Source organism: Luteimicrobium sp. DT211, assembly GCF_049844995.1.
Classification (GTDB): Bacteria; Actinomycetota; Actinomycetes; order Actinomycetales; family Cellulomonadaceae; genus Luteimicrobium.
In genome coordinates, this window is sequence record NZ_JBNCMC010000001.1 from 237,472 (window position 1) to 251,451 (window position 13,980).

Genomic DNA, 13,980 nt, shown 5'->3' on the forward strand with positions numbered 1-13,980 from the left:
GGTCTCCTAGCCGAACAGCTCGTCTTGGGTGTGGGTCGCGTCCAGGCGTGCCCGGGCGCGCGTCTGGGCGGGGGCCTGCTGCGGCTGCGGGCGGAACCTGGCGGCCGCTGGCGCGAGTACGAGCGCATCCGCGGTGGGGTACGCCAGGGCGAGCGCGGCGAGGTTCTCGGTGACGTGCTCCCGCAGGACGAGGGGCGCTTCGCGGTAGCGCTCGGCCCAGTTCTTCCCGTACCGCTCCAGCAGGTCATCGATCTGCGCGTCGACCTGCGGCCACGGCACGCCCAGGCCACGGCGGGCGGTCTCGTCGACGACCGCGGTGACGCCGGGCTCGGGGCGGTAGGTGTCGGTCAGGGCGTCGACGAGCAGCAAGCTGGCCTGCATGACGGTGCCCTGCCCGGGGAACGTGATGTCGGTCAGGACGCCGTCCGGGTCGAACGCGAGCGCGCCCTCGGCGCGCACCTCGAGCACGAGTCCGAACGCGTCGAACAGGACGCGGGCCAGCTCGTTGCGTTCGCGGGACAGGACGTCGCGCTCGGCGTCGGTGAGCAGGTCACGGTCGACGACGGGGTGCTCGACGAGCTTGCGGCGAAGGGAGCGCCGCGGTTGTTCCGGACCGGCGCCGCTGGCTCCACCTTCGAGGAGAGCTTCCGGTCCCGGCAGGGTGTGCAGGGGTCGGGCGAGCAGGTGCGGCAGCAGGGTCCGATTGACGCTGAGCAGGACCTCCTCGGAGCGCTCACCCCAGCGCCCGACGGACCCTTCGGTCTCCTCGACGACGCCGTGCTCAATGAGCCACGCGAGCGCGTCGACCAGGTGGCGGCGTTCGCTGTACCGGTCGTCGACCTCGACGCCGGCGACCTGCCCTTCGGCGCGGACCTGGTCCATCAGCCGCGACACCAGAACCTGTTCACCGATGTCCGCGGTCAGCAGGGCCGCGCACACCAGGGCCAGGTAGGTGTAGGTCCTCGAGCTGAACGGTGCACCGGACGCCCGTCGCGCACCGCGCGCGGGTGGGTGCGGCCCGGGTGGCTCCTTCAGCAGCCGCGCGAATGTGGGCTCGACGACAAGGCGGTACCCGAGGGTCGTGGCGAACATGCCGGTCAGGTACGTGGCATGCACCCGCACCAGGGTGAGGTCCTCGGCGCGCGTGGCGGCGGTCAGCATGGGGTGCGCGAGCAGCGCCCGCGCAGCTTCCCGGCGTGAGGACGCCTCGTGCGCTCCGTGCAGCATCGTGGGCACGCTCATGAGCTCACCGCCTCGTCCACGTCGTCGTCGACGGCGGCCGCGCCTAGCGGGTGGACGCTCAGGGCGACGTCGTCGATGCGCAGGACACCGTCCGGGCTGACGCACCGGGTGGCGGCACCGGGGGTGGCGCGCACGTGCAGGTCGACACCGAGGTCGGGGTCGGACGTCACTGCCAGCTCGCCGCTGCTGGTGGGCATGGTGCCGGCCGCGAGCGCGGACGCGAGCAGCTCGAGCAGGATATCGCGGGCCGCGGGCGACAGCCGGGCACCGTTCAGGTCGCCCGCGGAGGTGAGCTCCCCGCTGGCGGCGGCCCGGTCGGCCGCTTCCTGGTCGGCGTCCATTTGCAGGCGGACGGCCTCGAGGCCGGGGTCCAGGACTGGTGAGCTGCGTCCGCGGGCGGTGCGATCGCCGCGTTCGCGCAGGGACACGGGGACGTCGACGGGATCGGACGTCCACCAGGACGTCGCAGCGGACCCCGTGTCACCTTCCTCGGGTCCAGCGCTCAGGTGCCGGGCGGGGTACAGCCCGAACACGGCGTCGAAGATCTCGTGCGCGTCGCTGTCGGCGGCGACCGCGAACCACTGGGCCAGGCGCAGCAGGTCACCGTGCCGTGAGAGTCCGGTGCCAGCGGCGGCGAGCATCCGCTTGGCGTTCGCGAGCAGCTGGTTGAGGGCGAGCTCGGTCGCTTTGCGCAGCTCGTCGGGCTTGGAGCGTCCGCCGCCGGCACGGTAGTACGCGTTCAGGGCCTCCCAGTCGGACCGGACGCGCCCGGGCGACCGCTTGGCGGCGGTGCCATCGACGTTCTGTAGCGCGGCCGCCGGCGCGAGGGTGGCCAGGATGTACTCGAGGTGCTCGTCGAGCTCGGCGAGCAGGTGGGCGAGGGTCGGTGCGTGGCGCGAGACGTCCGCGGAGACCAGGTGGACGTAGTCGACCAGGAGAGTCTTGAAGGTGGCGTAGTCCTCGCCGGCCAGGTCATAGCGGGTCAGGACGGTGGGCAGGTACCCGTAGAACTCCGAGACGGAGTCCGCGAACAGCTGGTGCGCGGCGAACAAGGTGGACACGTCGGCGGCGAGCTGGTCGGGGCGTGCGTCTCGGTCCTGCGCGGCACTCAGGATCGCGGTCAGGGTGTCGCTCATCCCGCCGAGAAGCTCGCGGGCCACCTCGCGCACGCCGTTGACCTCGGCCATCAGGTCACGCACCTGCCGGTGCACCATGCCGCCGAGCTTGGACGGCTGGTAGCGGGCCCGGGAGCGCAGGTAGGCCGCGATCGTAGTGACCCGAGTGTCGCGCACGGACTTGACGAGGTTGCCCCACGCGAGGAGCTGGTCGCAGCGTCCCTCGACGTCTTCGGGCGACAGCGATAGGCCGGCGCGGGTGAGCCGCTCGTGGATGTCGGCGGCGGACAGGTCCGCGAGCAGGCTGTCGGTGAACAGGTCCATGACGGCCATGTACTCCACCGCGAGGTCACCGGTTACGTAACGGAACAGCTGGCGGCGGGCGCGCAACTCTTCGGCGTCGCTCACCTCGCTCATGCGCGCCTCCGGAACGGTGATTTGCCTGCGTGCCTGACGATAAAGGTTGGCGCTGACACGACCAATGGGTGCCGCGCGGCCTGACGTGCACCGACGTGGTCCTCGCATGACTATGAGGGTCGCCGCAACTGTCTCGTACATGCCTTGTAGACGGTGCGCCCAACCAGCCATGTCGCCATCCCGAGCGCCAGCGCGGCTGCGGCGTACCAGTGCGGCTCGAGAGCCGTGCCAGTGCGTTCGCCCGGTTTCCGGTGCGGCGACCACTCCGCGGGCGGGCGCGAGAACCCACGCGAGCGCGACCGTGGCAAGGATCGTGCTGAGCGAGCTACTGGGTCTCCAGCCCAGGAGCGATGCAACGTACTTTGCGCACCACTCGCGACGCTCCTGGGATCGCGCAAAGTGCAGTGTCCGCGCATTCCGTGCTGCACGTCGACACCCGTCACCAGAGGAAGAAGCGGCTTGTGTGGTGCCAGGTGTCAGGCTGTTCCGTCACAACGGGGTGCCACCATGGCTCCACCACTGTCGCTCTGCCGCGTTGATTGCGTTCTTCTTGGACGCCCCGGTCGGGTCAGCCAGGGCGCGAGAAGGTCACCTCGCTGTGGTTGCCGTGGCGGGGTGGGCCCCCGTGCTTGGGGTGGCCTACTTCGACGGGGTGGGGAACCGCACTCCAGACCACTGCTCTGCTCCGTAGACTTCGAGACGGCGTCGACGTCGGAGACGAGTCACGCCTGGGCTGGCTCGCCGACCGCACCGTGATGACCCCGACGCTCACCCGCGTCGTCATCGCGTCTCTGGCACCCGACCGCCGCATCAGCGGCCAGCTCGACACCATGAACCTGGTCATCGCGCCGCGAGCGGTGCCGCAAGCAATGCTCGCCCCTCTCGTCCACCGGTTCGCCCACGCCATGATCGACGCACCACCGGAAACGGCCCGGGCCTATCTCTCGCTCTGCGTGGCACGTGGCAGCGGTGCGAAGCGGACCACATGGGCTGGTGCGGCACGGCGTCTCGGCTACGAGCCCGGCGACGGCGAGCGGCTCGCCCGCGCGGTCTCGGCGCGCGTCCGGTTCGACCCGGCTACGAGCCTGCGGACCATCCGTGCCCTCGCCCAGCAACTCGATCCGTCCGCCAACTACCGCGGCCTCGAGGACGCCGTACGTGCCCGTGCGCGCGAAGAGCAGTGGTTCCTCACTTGGGTTCGATGCCACCGACCAGGTACCCGGCCCGGGTCGCGTCCGTACGCGGTGACGTGGCTGTGGACCCACGCCGCTTCGGCCCGTCTCGATACGACGCCCGCCTGGTCCAGCCCACCGACACTCGTCCGCAAGGCCGCCTACCGGCGATTTGCTGCGTCTCTGACCCCGGACCAGAAGCTCACGCTGTGCCGCGTCCTCGACTGCGGGAGCACGCCATGACAAGAAGCGCACCAACCCGCCCGCATCCGACGCTCGAGGTCGAGCCGCACCTGAGCTGGGACTGCCTCGACGAAGGGCACGAAACCTGCCCGGGCGACGTCTGGGACCCCGTTCTGGAGGACCGGCCCCCGTGCGAGTGTCTGTGTCGCGCACCCATACGGAGCTCGCAAACCTCGTTCGCGTCGGCGGCATGAGCACGAGGGAGGACAAAGGTGCGTGAATGGCTCATCGTTCCCGACCCCCGACCCTCCTGGCATCGCCTCGCGGCTTGCGCCGGTGACGAACGGTTCTGGGAGACCCCGCTCCGTGGCAGCCAGAAGCTTGCGCGACTGCGCGCGGTCTGTCACGGGTGCCCGGTCCGCGACGCGTGTTTGACGGCGGCCCTGGCGGAGGAGGCCGGCCGTCCCGCGTGGACGCTGTCCACGGTGCGGGGAGGGCTCCTACCCGCCGAACGCCACAAGCCACCGTCCACCAGACGCTGAACAGGGCGCAGGACAAGGAAGAGCGAGCTGCGTCCTCAGGGTGCCGACCAACGAGCGGCGGTCTCCTGGGCAAGCTCGTTCACTGATCCCACTGGTCGGTCCTCACGCAGCCACTGCATCGGGCTCAGTTCGTCGAGCGCAGGTGACGGTGCGTTGAGCCAGGCTGCGACGGCCCACCCGTCGCTGTCGGTGTCGCGGAACCGGGCGAGTATGCGTCGCAGAGCCGGGTCGACCTCACCGCCAGTGAACTGGAACGCGGGGTACGCCCAGTGCCCGTCGGCGGTCTTCGAGGCCAGGATCGTTCGGCGCCTGATCCGGTCGAACACCGCCTGCCGGCTGACTGGCGTGCCATTGCGGGACAGGACCTTGCGCACGCCGTCGGTGTCGTAGAACGGGCCCACGCTGTCGTCGTAGACATGTCGGCGCGGGACACTCGCGACCATCCGGCCCGCCACCGCGACAGGTTCGTCGCGAGTGGTGACCGCACCGCTCGCGTACAGCTCGTCGAGCCCGTCCGAAAGCTCGGCGACGAGCTGCGCCTTGTGGGCTTCCCGATCCGACCTGCTCACCACGGTGCGCCGCCTCCTCGTAGCCATGCGTCAAGGCGTCAAGGCTCTCTGGCAGGGTATGGCCCGGCCAGGCGGGGCGTCAACGGAGGGGCTTGTGCGACGAGCGCGACGCGTCGGAAGTGGCGCGGAGTCCCCGGTATGACGCCAGCAGTTGGGGCGTACCGTGCAGGCCGCACTGGAACGCATAGACCATCCGGACCCCTAAAGGGTGCCGCCGCGTGCGCGTCGGGCAGAGCAAAGCCCCGGCCGTCTGATCGGCTCGCGCGAGCTACAGGGACGGTTCCGGGGCGTTGGCACCACGCTACCGCAGTCGGAGGAAGCAGATCGAGCTCACAGCACCCCCGACCACAGACGGGTCGAGACGCGCCGTCGTCGTGACAAAGTCCCCGCCAATCCTGCTGCGAGATGCGCTACCCCGACGACGAGAAGGCCCCCGTGGTGCCCCTGCGTGGCGCTGGGGTCAACGCAGGACGGTGCCGGTGCGTCGGGCGTGACGAGCGCCTGCATGGCCGCGAGCTCCCAAGCGATCGGACCTGCGAAGTCGTGGTACGCCAGACTGCTCTCCCCGCTCGGCCGCTAGCGGATCTGTCAGCGAGCAGTGCTCCTGCCTGGGAAATCACCCGATCGTGATGCATCCCAGCACCTAAGGTACGAGTCGACGCGAACGGTGGGCGCAGCACTCGACCTCCAGTTAGATGTCGCACCCATACTCAAGGATGGACAGCGTCATCTCGAAGGGGCTCACCATGGATCCGTTCTCTTTGCTGGGTGTGGTCGCGCCTGGCGCCGCCAAGGGAATCGGCAGCGTGGCTGGGAAACAGGTCGCGAAATACCTCGGGAAGCGCACTCAGCGCATCCGAGTTGCACGAGCGGTCTCCAAGCGGGCGGCAACCGAGGACATCACCGTCAGCGGGCGGCAGTTGAACCAGTGGCTGAAGGCCGACGACGTACGCCTCAGCATCGCAGCCGGAGACTCGGACTCCCTCCGTGGTTGTGCGCACCGGCTGACATTGGAGGCGACCCCGGACGGCTTGAGCCCCGACCGTGCCGGGGCTCAAGTGCTTCAACTAGTGCTGGACGAGTCGCTGCGGCGAATGTCGGCTGGGGACGCGGAGGTGGCGTCGACGCGGCGTCTCGAGCACGCCATCCACGCCTCAGAGGAGCGCATTCTGCTCGCCTCTGGTGGCGACGAGGCCGCGTTCCTCATGGCTCTCGGTAAGCTTCATCCCTGGCGGGCGACCGAAGCTGTAGAACTCGCAGAACGCTGGACCCGCCTTCGGGCGCTGGTCATCACACTGGTCGGCAGGCGGGAGCGACGGTCGCTGCTGCAGAACTGGACCGCCGAACCGCCGCATGGCCTAGCCGACGCGCCTGCCGAGGTGTGGTGCTGGTTCGCCTGTGTCGCAGCCGACTACGGGGCCAGTGAAGCAGCAGTCGCCCTGGTCTCCAAGGGTGTCGAGCACGGAGCTGACCCGTCCTACTGGTGGGCGCGAGCTGGCCTGATCATCGGCACCGGCACGACGGACGACACCGCACGAGCGCAGGAGCTTTGGAGAAGGTCGGTGCCGAAGCACACCCTCGCGGCCGCCGGTGAGGCCATCACCGTCGGGAACTACACGGCGGCCGAGGAACTGCTCGACGAATGGAAGCCCCAGACGCCCAACGACCGGTCGATCAAGAGCATCCTTCAGGCGGCCGCTGCGGCTGGGCGAGGAGACCTGAACCGAGCGATCGCGATCGGCCTCGAGACGGTGAAGTCGCATCCCGAAGGAAGTGGCAACGCCCTGCGCACTGCGGAAGCACTATTGACGCGCGGCCACAACAGGCAGAGCGACCACCCGCTGGATGACTTCGCACGTGCCTACCGGTTGGCCATCGCGGCACGAGACTCCCGACGCAGTTGGCTCGGTGACAGCGTTGCGCCAATCTTGACCGCCGTGAAGGCCTCCGCGCTGGCCACCGACACCGACCTTGCCTGGAAGCTCACCCAGCAAGCGCCTGAAGGCACCGCGCTCGAACACGAAGCCCGTGACAAGCGGCTTCGCCGAGAGTCTGCGATGCTCGCCGCCACCATGGGCCGCCTCGAGCACGCACAGATCATCGCTAGAGGGCTCGGAGACCCGTTCGTCACCCACACGGTCGAGGGCTGGGCAGCGTTCATTGATGAGAACCCCGAGCGGGCCGAGGCAGCCTGGCTGAGCGCTTGGGCCAGCGCTCCGGACGACACGGCAAGGCTCCAGACCGCCGCGGCGCTGGCGCCACTCGGGCGGAGCCTGCCAGACCTCGACTTGCTGCCCGAGGGCTGTAGCCAGGCGATCCAACGCATCCGTACCGTTCACGAGGTCATGAGCACCGCTGACTCTGACATGTCCCTGCTGCGTGCCCGCGCCTCGAACTCTGAAGAGCTGACCGTCGTTCTGGCCGAGCGCCTCGTTGCTCAGGACAAGCCAGCCGACGCCGCCGGAGTGCTCGAGGCGGGTGCGACTCGCTGGAACCACGCACTGATGATGAAGATGGCTGCGTCGCGGTACATGGCGGCCGGCTGCTACCAGAAGGCCAACGACGTTGCTGCGACCGCTCTGTCCATGGGCGGCCCGGCATGGGCCGGTCGGCTCGAGTGTCTGTCCATCCAATTCGACGCTCTTGAGTCCCTCGGCGAGTTCCAACGTTCGCTACCGCTCGCACGCGAGATGGCTGCCATGGTCCCGGCGAACCTCACGATCCGCTGGGCCTTGGTCCACAGCCTGGCCCGCGCCGGAAGGATCCCCGAAGCCTGGGCAGCGTTGACCTACAACGGTCAGGCCGCGGAACCCCGCAACGCTGGTGACGCCCAGACCTGGATCGGGCTCGCAGCCCAGTGCGACGACAGCGTCGAGTTCGTCAAAGAGTCCCTGGAAATGATGAACGCATGGCAAGATGAGCCCGACCTGGTTGGCGTGTTCCTCGCCCAGATCTACTCCGGCCTCCGGCGCCACGAACGCGATGTCGCTGATGCCGACATTGCGGAGCTTCACAAGGCCACCAACGCGTTCACCGAAGCGCATCCCGACAACGCGGTCTTCAGGAAGGTCACCCTCGACGAGAACGACCTCCTGGGCTCGCTCGCCGAGATCCTGAAAGAAGCTGCGACCGAGGATCCGGCGCTCAAGGACATCCGCGAGCGAGTCGAACGTGGCGAGTTTCCCCTGGGCTTGCTCGCCGAGTGCTACCGCCGCCCGTACGTCGAAGCCTCCATCAAGCGCGGCGCCGGCTCGGTCTTTAGCCACCATCCGCCAACCGCGTACGTCGCAGCTGAGGCAGCAGCTGCCGCGCTCGGCGCGAGCGTCGTCATCGACGGCACCGCCGCTGTGACCCTCAGCCTTCTGGAACTGGGCATCGTCGACCAGCTCCTCGGCGCCTTCCTGACCGTCGAGACCACCGACTCGGCCTACCGGGATGCACTCGCCTCTCAGGACAGCCTCAACATGCTCTCGACCATGACGCTCGGCTGGGATGTCGAGAACCAACGCCCGCTCATCACCGAGACCGACGAAGCTGAGGCGCAAGCCCTTTCACGCCGGGCCGACCGTGTCGTCGAACTGCTCTCCAGGTCAGAACGCCGAGGTTGGCCTGGCCTCAAGCGGTTCGCAAAGTTCGGCGGGGAAGGCGCCTGGCTCAGCGCCCTCGACTTTGCGCTCTCCGAAGAGCGGGCGTTCTGGTGCGACGACCGCTCCCTGCGCCAACTCGCAGCATCCGAAGGAGCTCAGACCTTCGGAACGGTCGACCTCATCGCGGCACTGGTCTCTGCCGACAGACTCACACCGGATGTCGCCGCGGCCGTTCAAGCCACACTGATCGCCGGGTTCCATGTCGACTTCGACTTCGACGCCGACGTTATGGAGCTCGCCGCCGAGATCGGTGGTTGGCAGCCCAAGGGCGCAGCGATTGCCCTTTCTCGCGCCCACTCGTGGCGGGTTCCTGCCGACTGTCTGCGCTTCGCTTCCGACGCGATGGCGCTCGTTGCGACGGACTCGCCATCAGCACTTGCCGGCTGGACCTGGGCAGCGGCCGTCGGACTGGTCCGGATCACCGGCGGCAATGTCGAGGGCGCCTCGGAGAACATCCGCATCCTCCTGAGCTACCTGACCGCACAATCCTGGCTTCGGCCCGATACCTTCCCGTTCGTCATGCAGGGCATCCGGACCGCCACCACCGAACTGCCCGGCGTGACGGACCCGCTACGAACCGTCATCGAGCGGATCTTCGCGGCCATCAGCGAGAAGCACGGTGCGTCGCAGGCAGCCGAGTTCATCATGATGCTTGTCGCCAACCTTGATGAGACGGACCGCCTCACCGCAGCCGAGGCCATCCTCACGTCGGGCGACATAGGGTCCGTACTTGCACAGATCTCCTCGATACCGCGCGCCGCAGACCGCGATACTCAGATCAGGATCTAAGAACACGCCCGCCCACCGCCAAGAGGGGAGCGCCTTCCTATACGCAGTGCCTCGCTGCCCGCGACCACCTGCGGCAGGTTCGCCTTCCACGATCCAAGTAAGCCCGCAGCCTGCCCTTCGTTCGATGACCCGTGGAGTCAACGGTCACCGGACCTTGCCAACTCAGGCTCGAAGTCGCCCAACGCCCGATTGGAAGCGATGCACCTAGTTTGAACGTCATCGGCGACACGCGCGGGATCGAGTCAACTATCTCGGCGTGTCCGACCGAAATTTCCTGCACGTCGACAGCGGACGCCGTTGTCGAGGAACAGGCCGATGACGCGGCGGACGACGACGCCGCCCGGGCAGGACGATGTGTCCTCGCCGGGCGGCGTCGTGGTGGGCGGGTGCGGCTAGGGCGTGTCTGACAATCGTTTGATCCAGGCGATGACGCCGTGGAGGACGACGGCGGCGCGGTAGACGATGGCGTGCTTGTCGTATCGGGTGGCCAGGGCGCGCCACTGCTTGAGGTCGCAGAAGCTGCGTTCGATCACGTTCCGGTTCTTGTAGTCGGCCTTGTCCAGTCCCACGGGTCGCCCGCCTCGTGACCCGCGCCGCTCGCGGTGACCCTTCTGGTCATCCGGTTCGGGGATCACGGCCTTGATCTTGCGTGCGCGCAGGTGGCCTCGGATCGCCCGGGAGGAGTAGGCCTTGTCGGCGCGGACCGCGTCGGGTCGGGTGCGGGGGCGCCCGACCGGGCGGCCCACGCGCAGCTGGGCCATGAGCGGCACGAACATCGGCGAGTCCCCGGCCTGGCCCGGGGTCACCAGCGTGACCAGCGGCAGCCCGGCCCCGTCCACGAGCTGGTGGACCTTGGTCGAGAGCCCGCCACGTGAGCGCCCGATCGCATGGTCAGGCGGCTCGACGCGCAGATTCTTGTAACTCGACCCAGCCCCCTGTGAGGCGCGTGGTGTTCGTCGCGTGCTGATGCGCGCGGGCGATCGTGGAGTCCACCGACAGCGACCAGTCGACCAGACCCGCCGCATCGGCCGCGGCCGTCAGCCGGGCGTGGACCTCGTCCCAGGTCCCGTCGGTGGCCATGCGGTGGTGCCAGGTCCAGACCGTCTGCCACGGTCCGAACACCCCGGGCAGGTCACGCCAGGCGATCCCCGTCCGGTACCGGTAGACGATGCCCTCGAGCATCGTGCGAGCGTCCGAGAACGGCCGGCCCCGCCGACCCGTACGCGTCGGCAGCATCGGTTCGATCAACGACCACTGGGCATCGGAGAGCACCTGGAATCGCGACACCCGTCCAGGCTTCCAGCCCGAGCGCCCGAATCTTTGTCAGACACGCCCTAGACGCGCGGGGCGTCCGAGAGCGGCACGGGCGCGGATCGCTCGCACGTGCTGGCGACGGCCACCGTCGCACCCTTCTCGGCAGCCGTGAGCAGCGACGTCATCACGTCGAGCACGTGATAGGCGAGGTCGCCGTTCGCCCGTGCGGTCACCCCGTCCGGTGTGGCGGCGAGGTCGGCGAGCCCGTAGCCGCGGGCGCCGTCGCGGTAGCCGGCGCTGACCGGCAGCGTCTGCCAGTCGTCGTCCAGGGTGTGCAGCTCGACCGCGCCGTCGAACCCGTTCGGGTCGGGGACGACGAGCGACCCCTTCTCGCCGTGGATCTCGATCCGGGACGCGCGCGACGCGACGGTGTCGAAGCTCATCACGAGCGTGGAGAGGGCACCGGACTCGTGCCGCAGCACGCCGGTGACGTGCGTCTCGACGTCGACCGGCACGGCCTGGCCGGCGCGGGGGCCGGAGCCGATGGTGCGCGTGGCCCGGCTGTGGCTCGCGGCGCCGACGACGGACTCGACCGGCCCGAGCAGCGTGACCAGCGCGGTCACGTAGTACGGGCCCATGTCCAGCAGGGGGCCGCCGCCGGGCTGGTAGTAGAAGTCCGGGTTCGGGTGCCACCGCTCGTGGCCCGGCGTCACCATGGTCGCGGTCGCGGCGACGGGCGTCCCGACGAGGCCGTCGTCGACGGCCTTGCGGGCGGTCTGCACCCCGGTGCCGAGCACGGTGTCCGGGGCGCACCCGACGCGGACGCCCGCGGCCCGGCCCGCCTCGACCACGGCACGCGCCTCGTCGAGCGTGGCGGCGAGCGGCTTCTCGCCGTAGACCCCCTTTCCTGCGGCGATGGCCTTGAGGGCGATCTCCGCGTGCGCGGCGGGGATGGTCAGGTTGAGCACGACGTCGACCTCGGGGTCGGTCACCAGCTCGTCGACGGTGAGGGCGCGGACGTCCTGCTCCGCGGCGACCGCCGCGGCCCGCGCCGCGTCGAGGTCGGCGACGGCGACCAGCCGTACCGCCGCGAGGCGTTCGAACGTGCTCAGGTAGGCACCGGAGATCGCCCCGACGCCGACGATCCCGATCCTCAGCGGCTTGCCCACAGGATGCCCCTCTCGATGATGGTGCGGACGTTCGGGTCCTCGACGACGTCGAGGCTGTGTCCCGGGGTCGAGACGAACACACGGCCCTCGCCCCACAGGCGTGTCCACACCGCGGGGCACGTCACCGGTCGGTGCCACGGGTGGAAGTCGGGCGCGGCGAGCGTCGTGGTCGCCAGCACGTCGTTGTACTCGTCGCTGAGCACCCAGTACTGCTCGGTGGTGAGCTCGAAGTCGCTCAGCCCGGCCACGATCGGGTGGTCCGCCTTCTCCGGGACGATCTCGACCGTGTAGCGCACGAAGTTGTCCGTGCTGTCGCCGGCCAGCTCCTCGCGGGGTGCCTTGGCCGGGTGGGTGGCGAACTGGCCGCCGATCAGGTGCAGGTAGTCCGAGCTGTTGCGGAAGGAGTCGGCGATGCCGCCGTGCCACCCGGCCAGGCCCGCGCCGCCCCGGACGGCGGCGGTGAGGCCCTGGAGCTCGTCCCCGGTGATCGTGCTCATGGTGACGGTCTGGACGATCACGTCCACGCCCGCCATGTACGTAGCGTCCGCGTAGACGGCCGTCTCGTCCTCGACGCGGACGTCGTAGCCGTGCTCCTTCAGGAACGGGACGAACGAGTCGGTGGTCTCCACGGGCTGGTGCCCGTCCCATCCGCCCCGGACGACCAGCGCGCGTCTCTGCCTGTGGTCTGTCATCTGGAACTCCCCATTTGTTGCGCAACATTGCGACGAATCTCTTCGGAGGTGCGGGAAGTCTTTCACAGGGGTCGGCACCGAACAAGGACGTGCCGCCACGGTCTTGAGCCGAAGAAGTTGCGCAACTTCCGTCGTCGGCGCTAGCCTCCGGACGTGCCCGCCGAACGCCCCGTCACCCTCGCCGACGTCGCCGCCGCCGCCGGGACGACCGTCCCCACGGCCTCCAAGGTGCTCCGTGGCCGCTCCGACGTCTCCGCCGCCACCCGCACCCGGGTCATGCGGGCCGTCGAGGACCTGGGGTATCGAGGCCGCGCGCGTCGCACCCCGGCCGTGAGCGACGGGGGACCGCAGCTCGTCGACCTCGTCCTGAGCGGTGTCGACGGCACCTGGGCCAACCGGGCGCTCAGCGGTGTGGAGCGTGCCGCCGCCGCGGCCGGGCTCGACGTCGTCGTCTCCGTGGCCCACCAGCCCGATGACGCCTGGCTGGCGCGGCTGCTCGCACGCGGCTCCCGGGGCGCCGTCGTCGCGCTCGTCGACACCACGAGCGAGCAGCTCGCGGCGCTCGCGGCCGCCCGCGTGCCCATCGTCCTGCTCGACCCCGTGACCCAGCCGCCGCGCACGGTCGCGAGCGTCGGCGCGACCAACTGGACCGGGGGGCGGACGGCCGCCGAGCACCTCCTCGCGCTCGGCCACCGCCGGCTCGCCGTCCTCGCGGGCCGGCGCCGGCACCTCTACAGCCAGGCACGCGTCGACGGGTTCCGCTCGGCGCTCGCGGAGGCCGACGTCGCGCTGCCCGAGGCCGCGGTGGTCCACGGCGACTGGACGCGCACCGGCGCCGCGGCGCTCGCGGCCGACCTGCTGGCCGGGCCCGACCGCCCGACGGCGGTCTTCGCGTGCTCCGACACCATGGCGCTCGGCGTGTACGACGCCGCCGCCTCCGCAGGACTGAAGGTCCCCGACGACGTCGCGGTCGTCGGGTTCGACGACCTCCCGGAGGCCGAGTGGGTCGTGCCCGGGCTCACGTCCGTCCGCCAGCCCATCGCGCAGATGGGGGAGGCGGCGTTGCGGATGCTGCTCCGGATCAGCGACTCCTCGCTCGTCGCGGGCGCGGACGCGCCGCGCGAGGAGCTCGCGACGACGCTCGTCGTGCGAGGGTCCACGAGTGCCGCCGCGTGAGCCGGGCCGCTGC

10 protein-coding genes are annotated in these 13,980 nt (G+C 69.8%); 4 read left to right on the forward strand and 6 right to left on the reverse strand.

Annotation, left to right across the window (positions count from 1 at the left end; all coding sequences use genetic code 11):
• Window positions 1-6: 6 nt before the first annotated feature.
• Together ACLQ14_RS01070 and ACLQ14_RS01075 are read right to left on the reverse strand one after the other, a co-directional pair.
• Window positions 7-1,242, reverse strand: a complete 1,236-nt coding sequence (locus ACLQ14_RS01070; protein WP_425808972.1) for a TIGR02678 family protein — start codon at window positions 1,240-1,242, stop codon at window positions 7-9.
• Window positions 1,239-2,774: a TIGR02677 family protein gene (locus tag ACLQ14_RS01075; RefSeq protein WP_425808974.1), complete on the reverse strand. Its 1,536-nt coding sequence runs from the start codon at window positions 2,772-2,774 to the stop codon at window positions 1,239-1,241. Before ACLQ14_RS01075 ends, ACLQ14_RS01070 begins: the two co-directional genes overlap by 4 nt.
• A gap of 755 nt (window positions 2,775-3,529) precedes the next feature.
• Between ACLQ14_RS01075 and ACLQ14_RS01080 the strand changes: the two genes are divergently transcribed.
• Together ACLQ14_RS01080 and ACLQ14_RS01085 are read left to right on the forward strand one after the other, a co-directional pair.
• On the forward strand, window positions 3,530-4,189 hold the full coding sequence (locus ACLQ14_RS01080; protein ID WP_425808976.1) for a hypothetical protein: 660 nt from the start codon (window positions 3,530-3,532) through the stop codon (window positions 4,187-4,189).
• A 212-nt stretch (window positions 4,190-4,401) separates the two neighbouring features.
• Window positions 4,402-4,671, forward strand: coding sequence for a WhiB family transcriptional regulator (locus tag ACLQ14_RS01085; protein WP_425808978.1), 270 nt, complete (start codon window positions 4,402-4,404; stop codon window positions 4,669-4,671).
• A gap of 35 nt (window positions 4,672-4,706) precedes the next feature.
• Here the strand turns inward: ACLQ14_RS01085 and ACLQ14_RS01090 are convergent, their stop codons facing one another.
• Window positions 4,707-5,243 carry a hypothetical protein gene (locus ACLQ14_RS01090; protein WP_425808979.1) on the reverse strand — a complete coding sequence of 179 codons (537 nt, stop codon included), beginning with the start codon at window positions 5,241-5,243 and terminating at the stop codon, window positions 4,707-4,709.
• A 713-nt stretch (window positions 5,244-5,956) separates the two neighbouring features.
• On the opposite strand from ACLQ14_RS01090, the gene ACLQ14_RS01095 reads away from it, so the two are divergent.
• Entirely contained in the window at window positions 5,957-9,676 is a 3,720-nt protein-coding gene (locus ACLQ14_RS01095; RefSeq protein ID WP_425808980.1) for a PIN domain-containing protein, read from the forward strand.
• A gap of 392 nt (window positions 9,677-10,068) precedes the next feature.
• Here the strand turns inward: ACLQ14_RS01095 and ACLQ14_RS01100 are convergent.
• From ACLQ14_RS01100 to ACLQ14_RS01110, 3 genes are all read right to left on the reverse strand, one after another.
• A protein-coding gene (locus tag ACLQ14_RS01100) for an IS5 family transposase (protein WP_425808982.1) occupies window positions 10,069-10,963 on the reverse strand; the annotation gives its coding sequence in 2 pieces (ribosomal slippage) (window positions 10,069-10,611 and window positions 10,613-10,963; 894 coding nt in all).
• Window positions 10,964-11,010: 47 nt separating this feature from the next.
• Window positions 11,011-12,099, reverse strand: a complete 1,089-nt coding sequence (locus ACLQ14_RS01105) for a Gfo/Idh/MocA family protein (protein ID WP_425808984.1) — start codon at window positions 12,097-12,099, stop codon at window positions 11,011-11,013.
• On the reverse strand, window positions 12,084-12,791 hold the full coding sequence (locus tag ACLQ14_RS01110) for a ThuA domain-containing protein (RefSeq protein WP_425808986.1): 708 nt from the start codon (window positions 12,789-12,791) through the stop codon (window positions 12,084-12,086). Before ACLQ14_RS01110 ends, ACLQ14_RS01105 begins: the two co-directional genes overlap by 16 nt.
• Before the next feature lie 153 nt (window positions 12,792-12,944).
• On the opposite strand from ACLQ14_RS01110, the gene ACLQ14_RS01115 reads away from it, so the two are divergent.
• The gene (locus ACLQ14_RS01115; protein WP_425808988.1) at window positions 12,945-13,967 is read left to right on the forward strand and encodes a LacI family DNA-binding transcriptional regulator; all 1,023 of its coding nucleotides are present in this window, start codon (window positions 12,945-12,947) and stop codon (window positions 13,965-13,967) included.
• The last annotated feature ends 13 nt before the right edge of the window (window positions 13,968-13,980 follow it).

Excerpts from the sequence above, each read along its gene's own strand:
- ACLQ14_RS01110 (WP_425808986.1), bottom strand. The coding sequence starts at position 12,791 with ATGACAGACCACAGGCAGAGACGCGCGCTGGTCGTCCGGGGCGGATGG.
- ACLQ14_RS01075 (WP_425808974.1), bottom strand. The coding sequence starts at position 2,774 with ATGAGCGAGGTGAGCGACGCCGAAGAGTTGCGCGCCCGCCGCCAGCTG.
- ACLQ14_RS01080 (WP_425808976.1), top strand. The coding sequence starts at position 3,530 with ATGACCCCGACGCTCACCCGCGTCGTCATCGCGTCTCTGGCACCCGAC.
- ACLQ14_RS01070 (WP_425808972.1), bottom strand. The coding sequence starts at position 1,242 with ATGAGCGTGCCCACGATGCTGCACGGAGCGCACGAGGCGTCCTCACGC.
- ACLQ14_RS01095 (WP_425808980.1), top strand. The coding sequence starts at position 5,957 with ATGGACAGCGTCATCTCGAAGGGGCTCACCATGGATCCGTTCTCTTTG.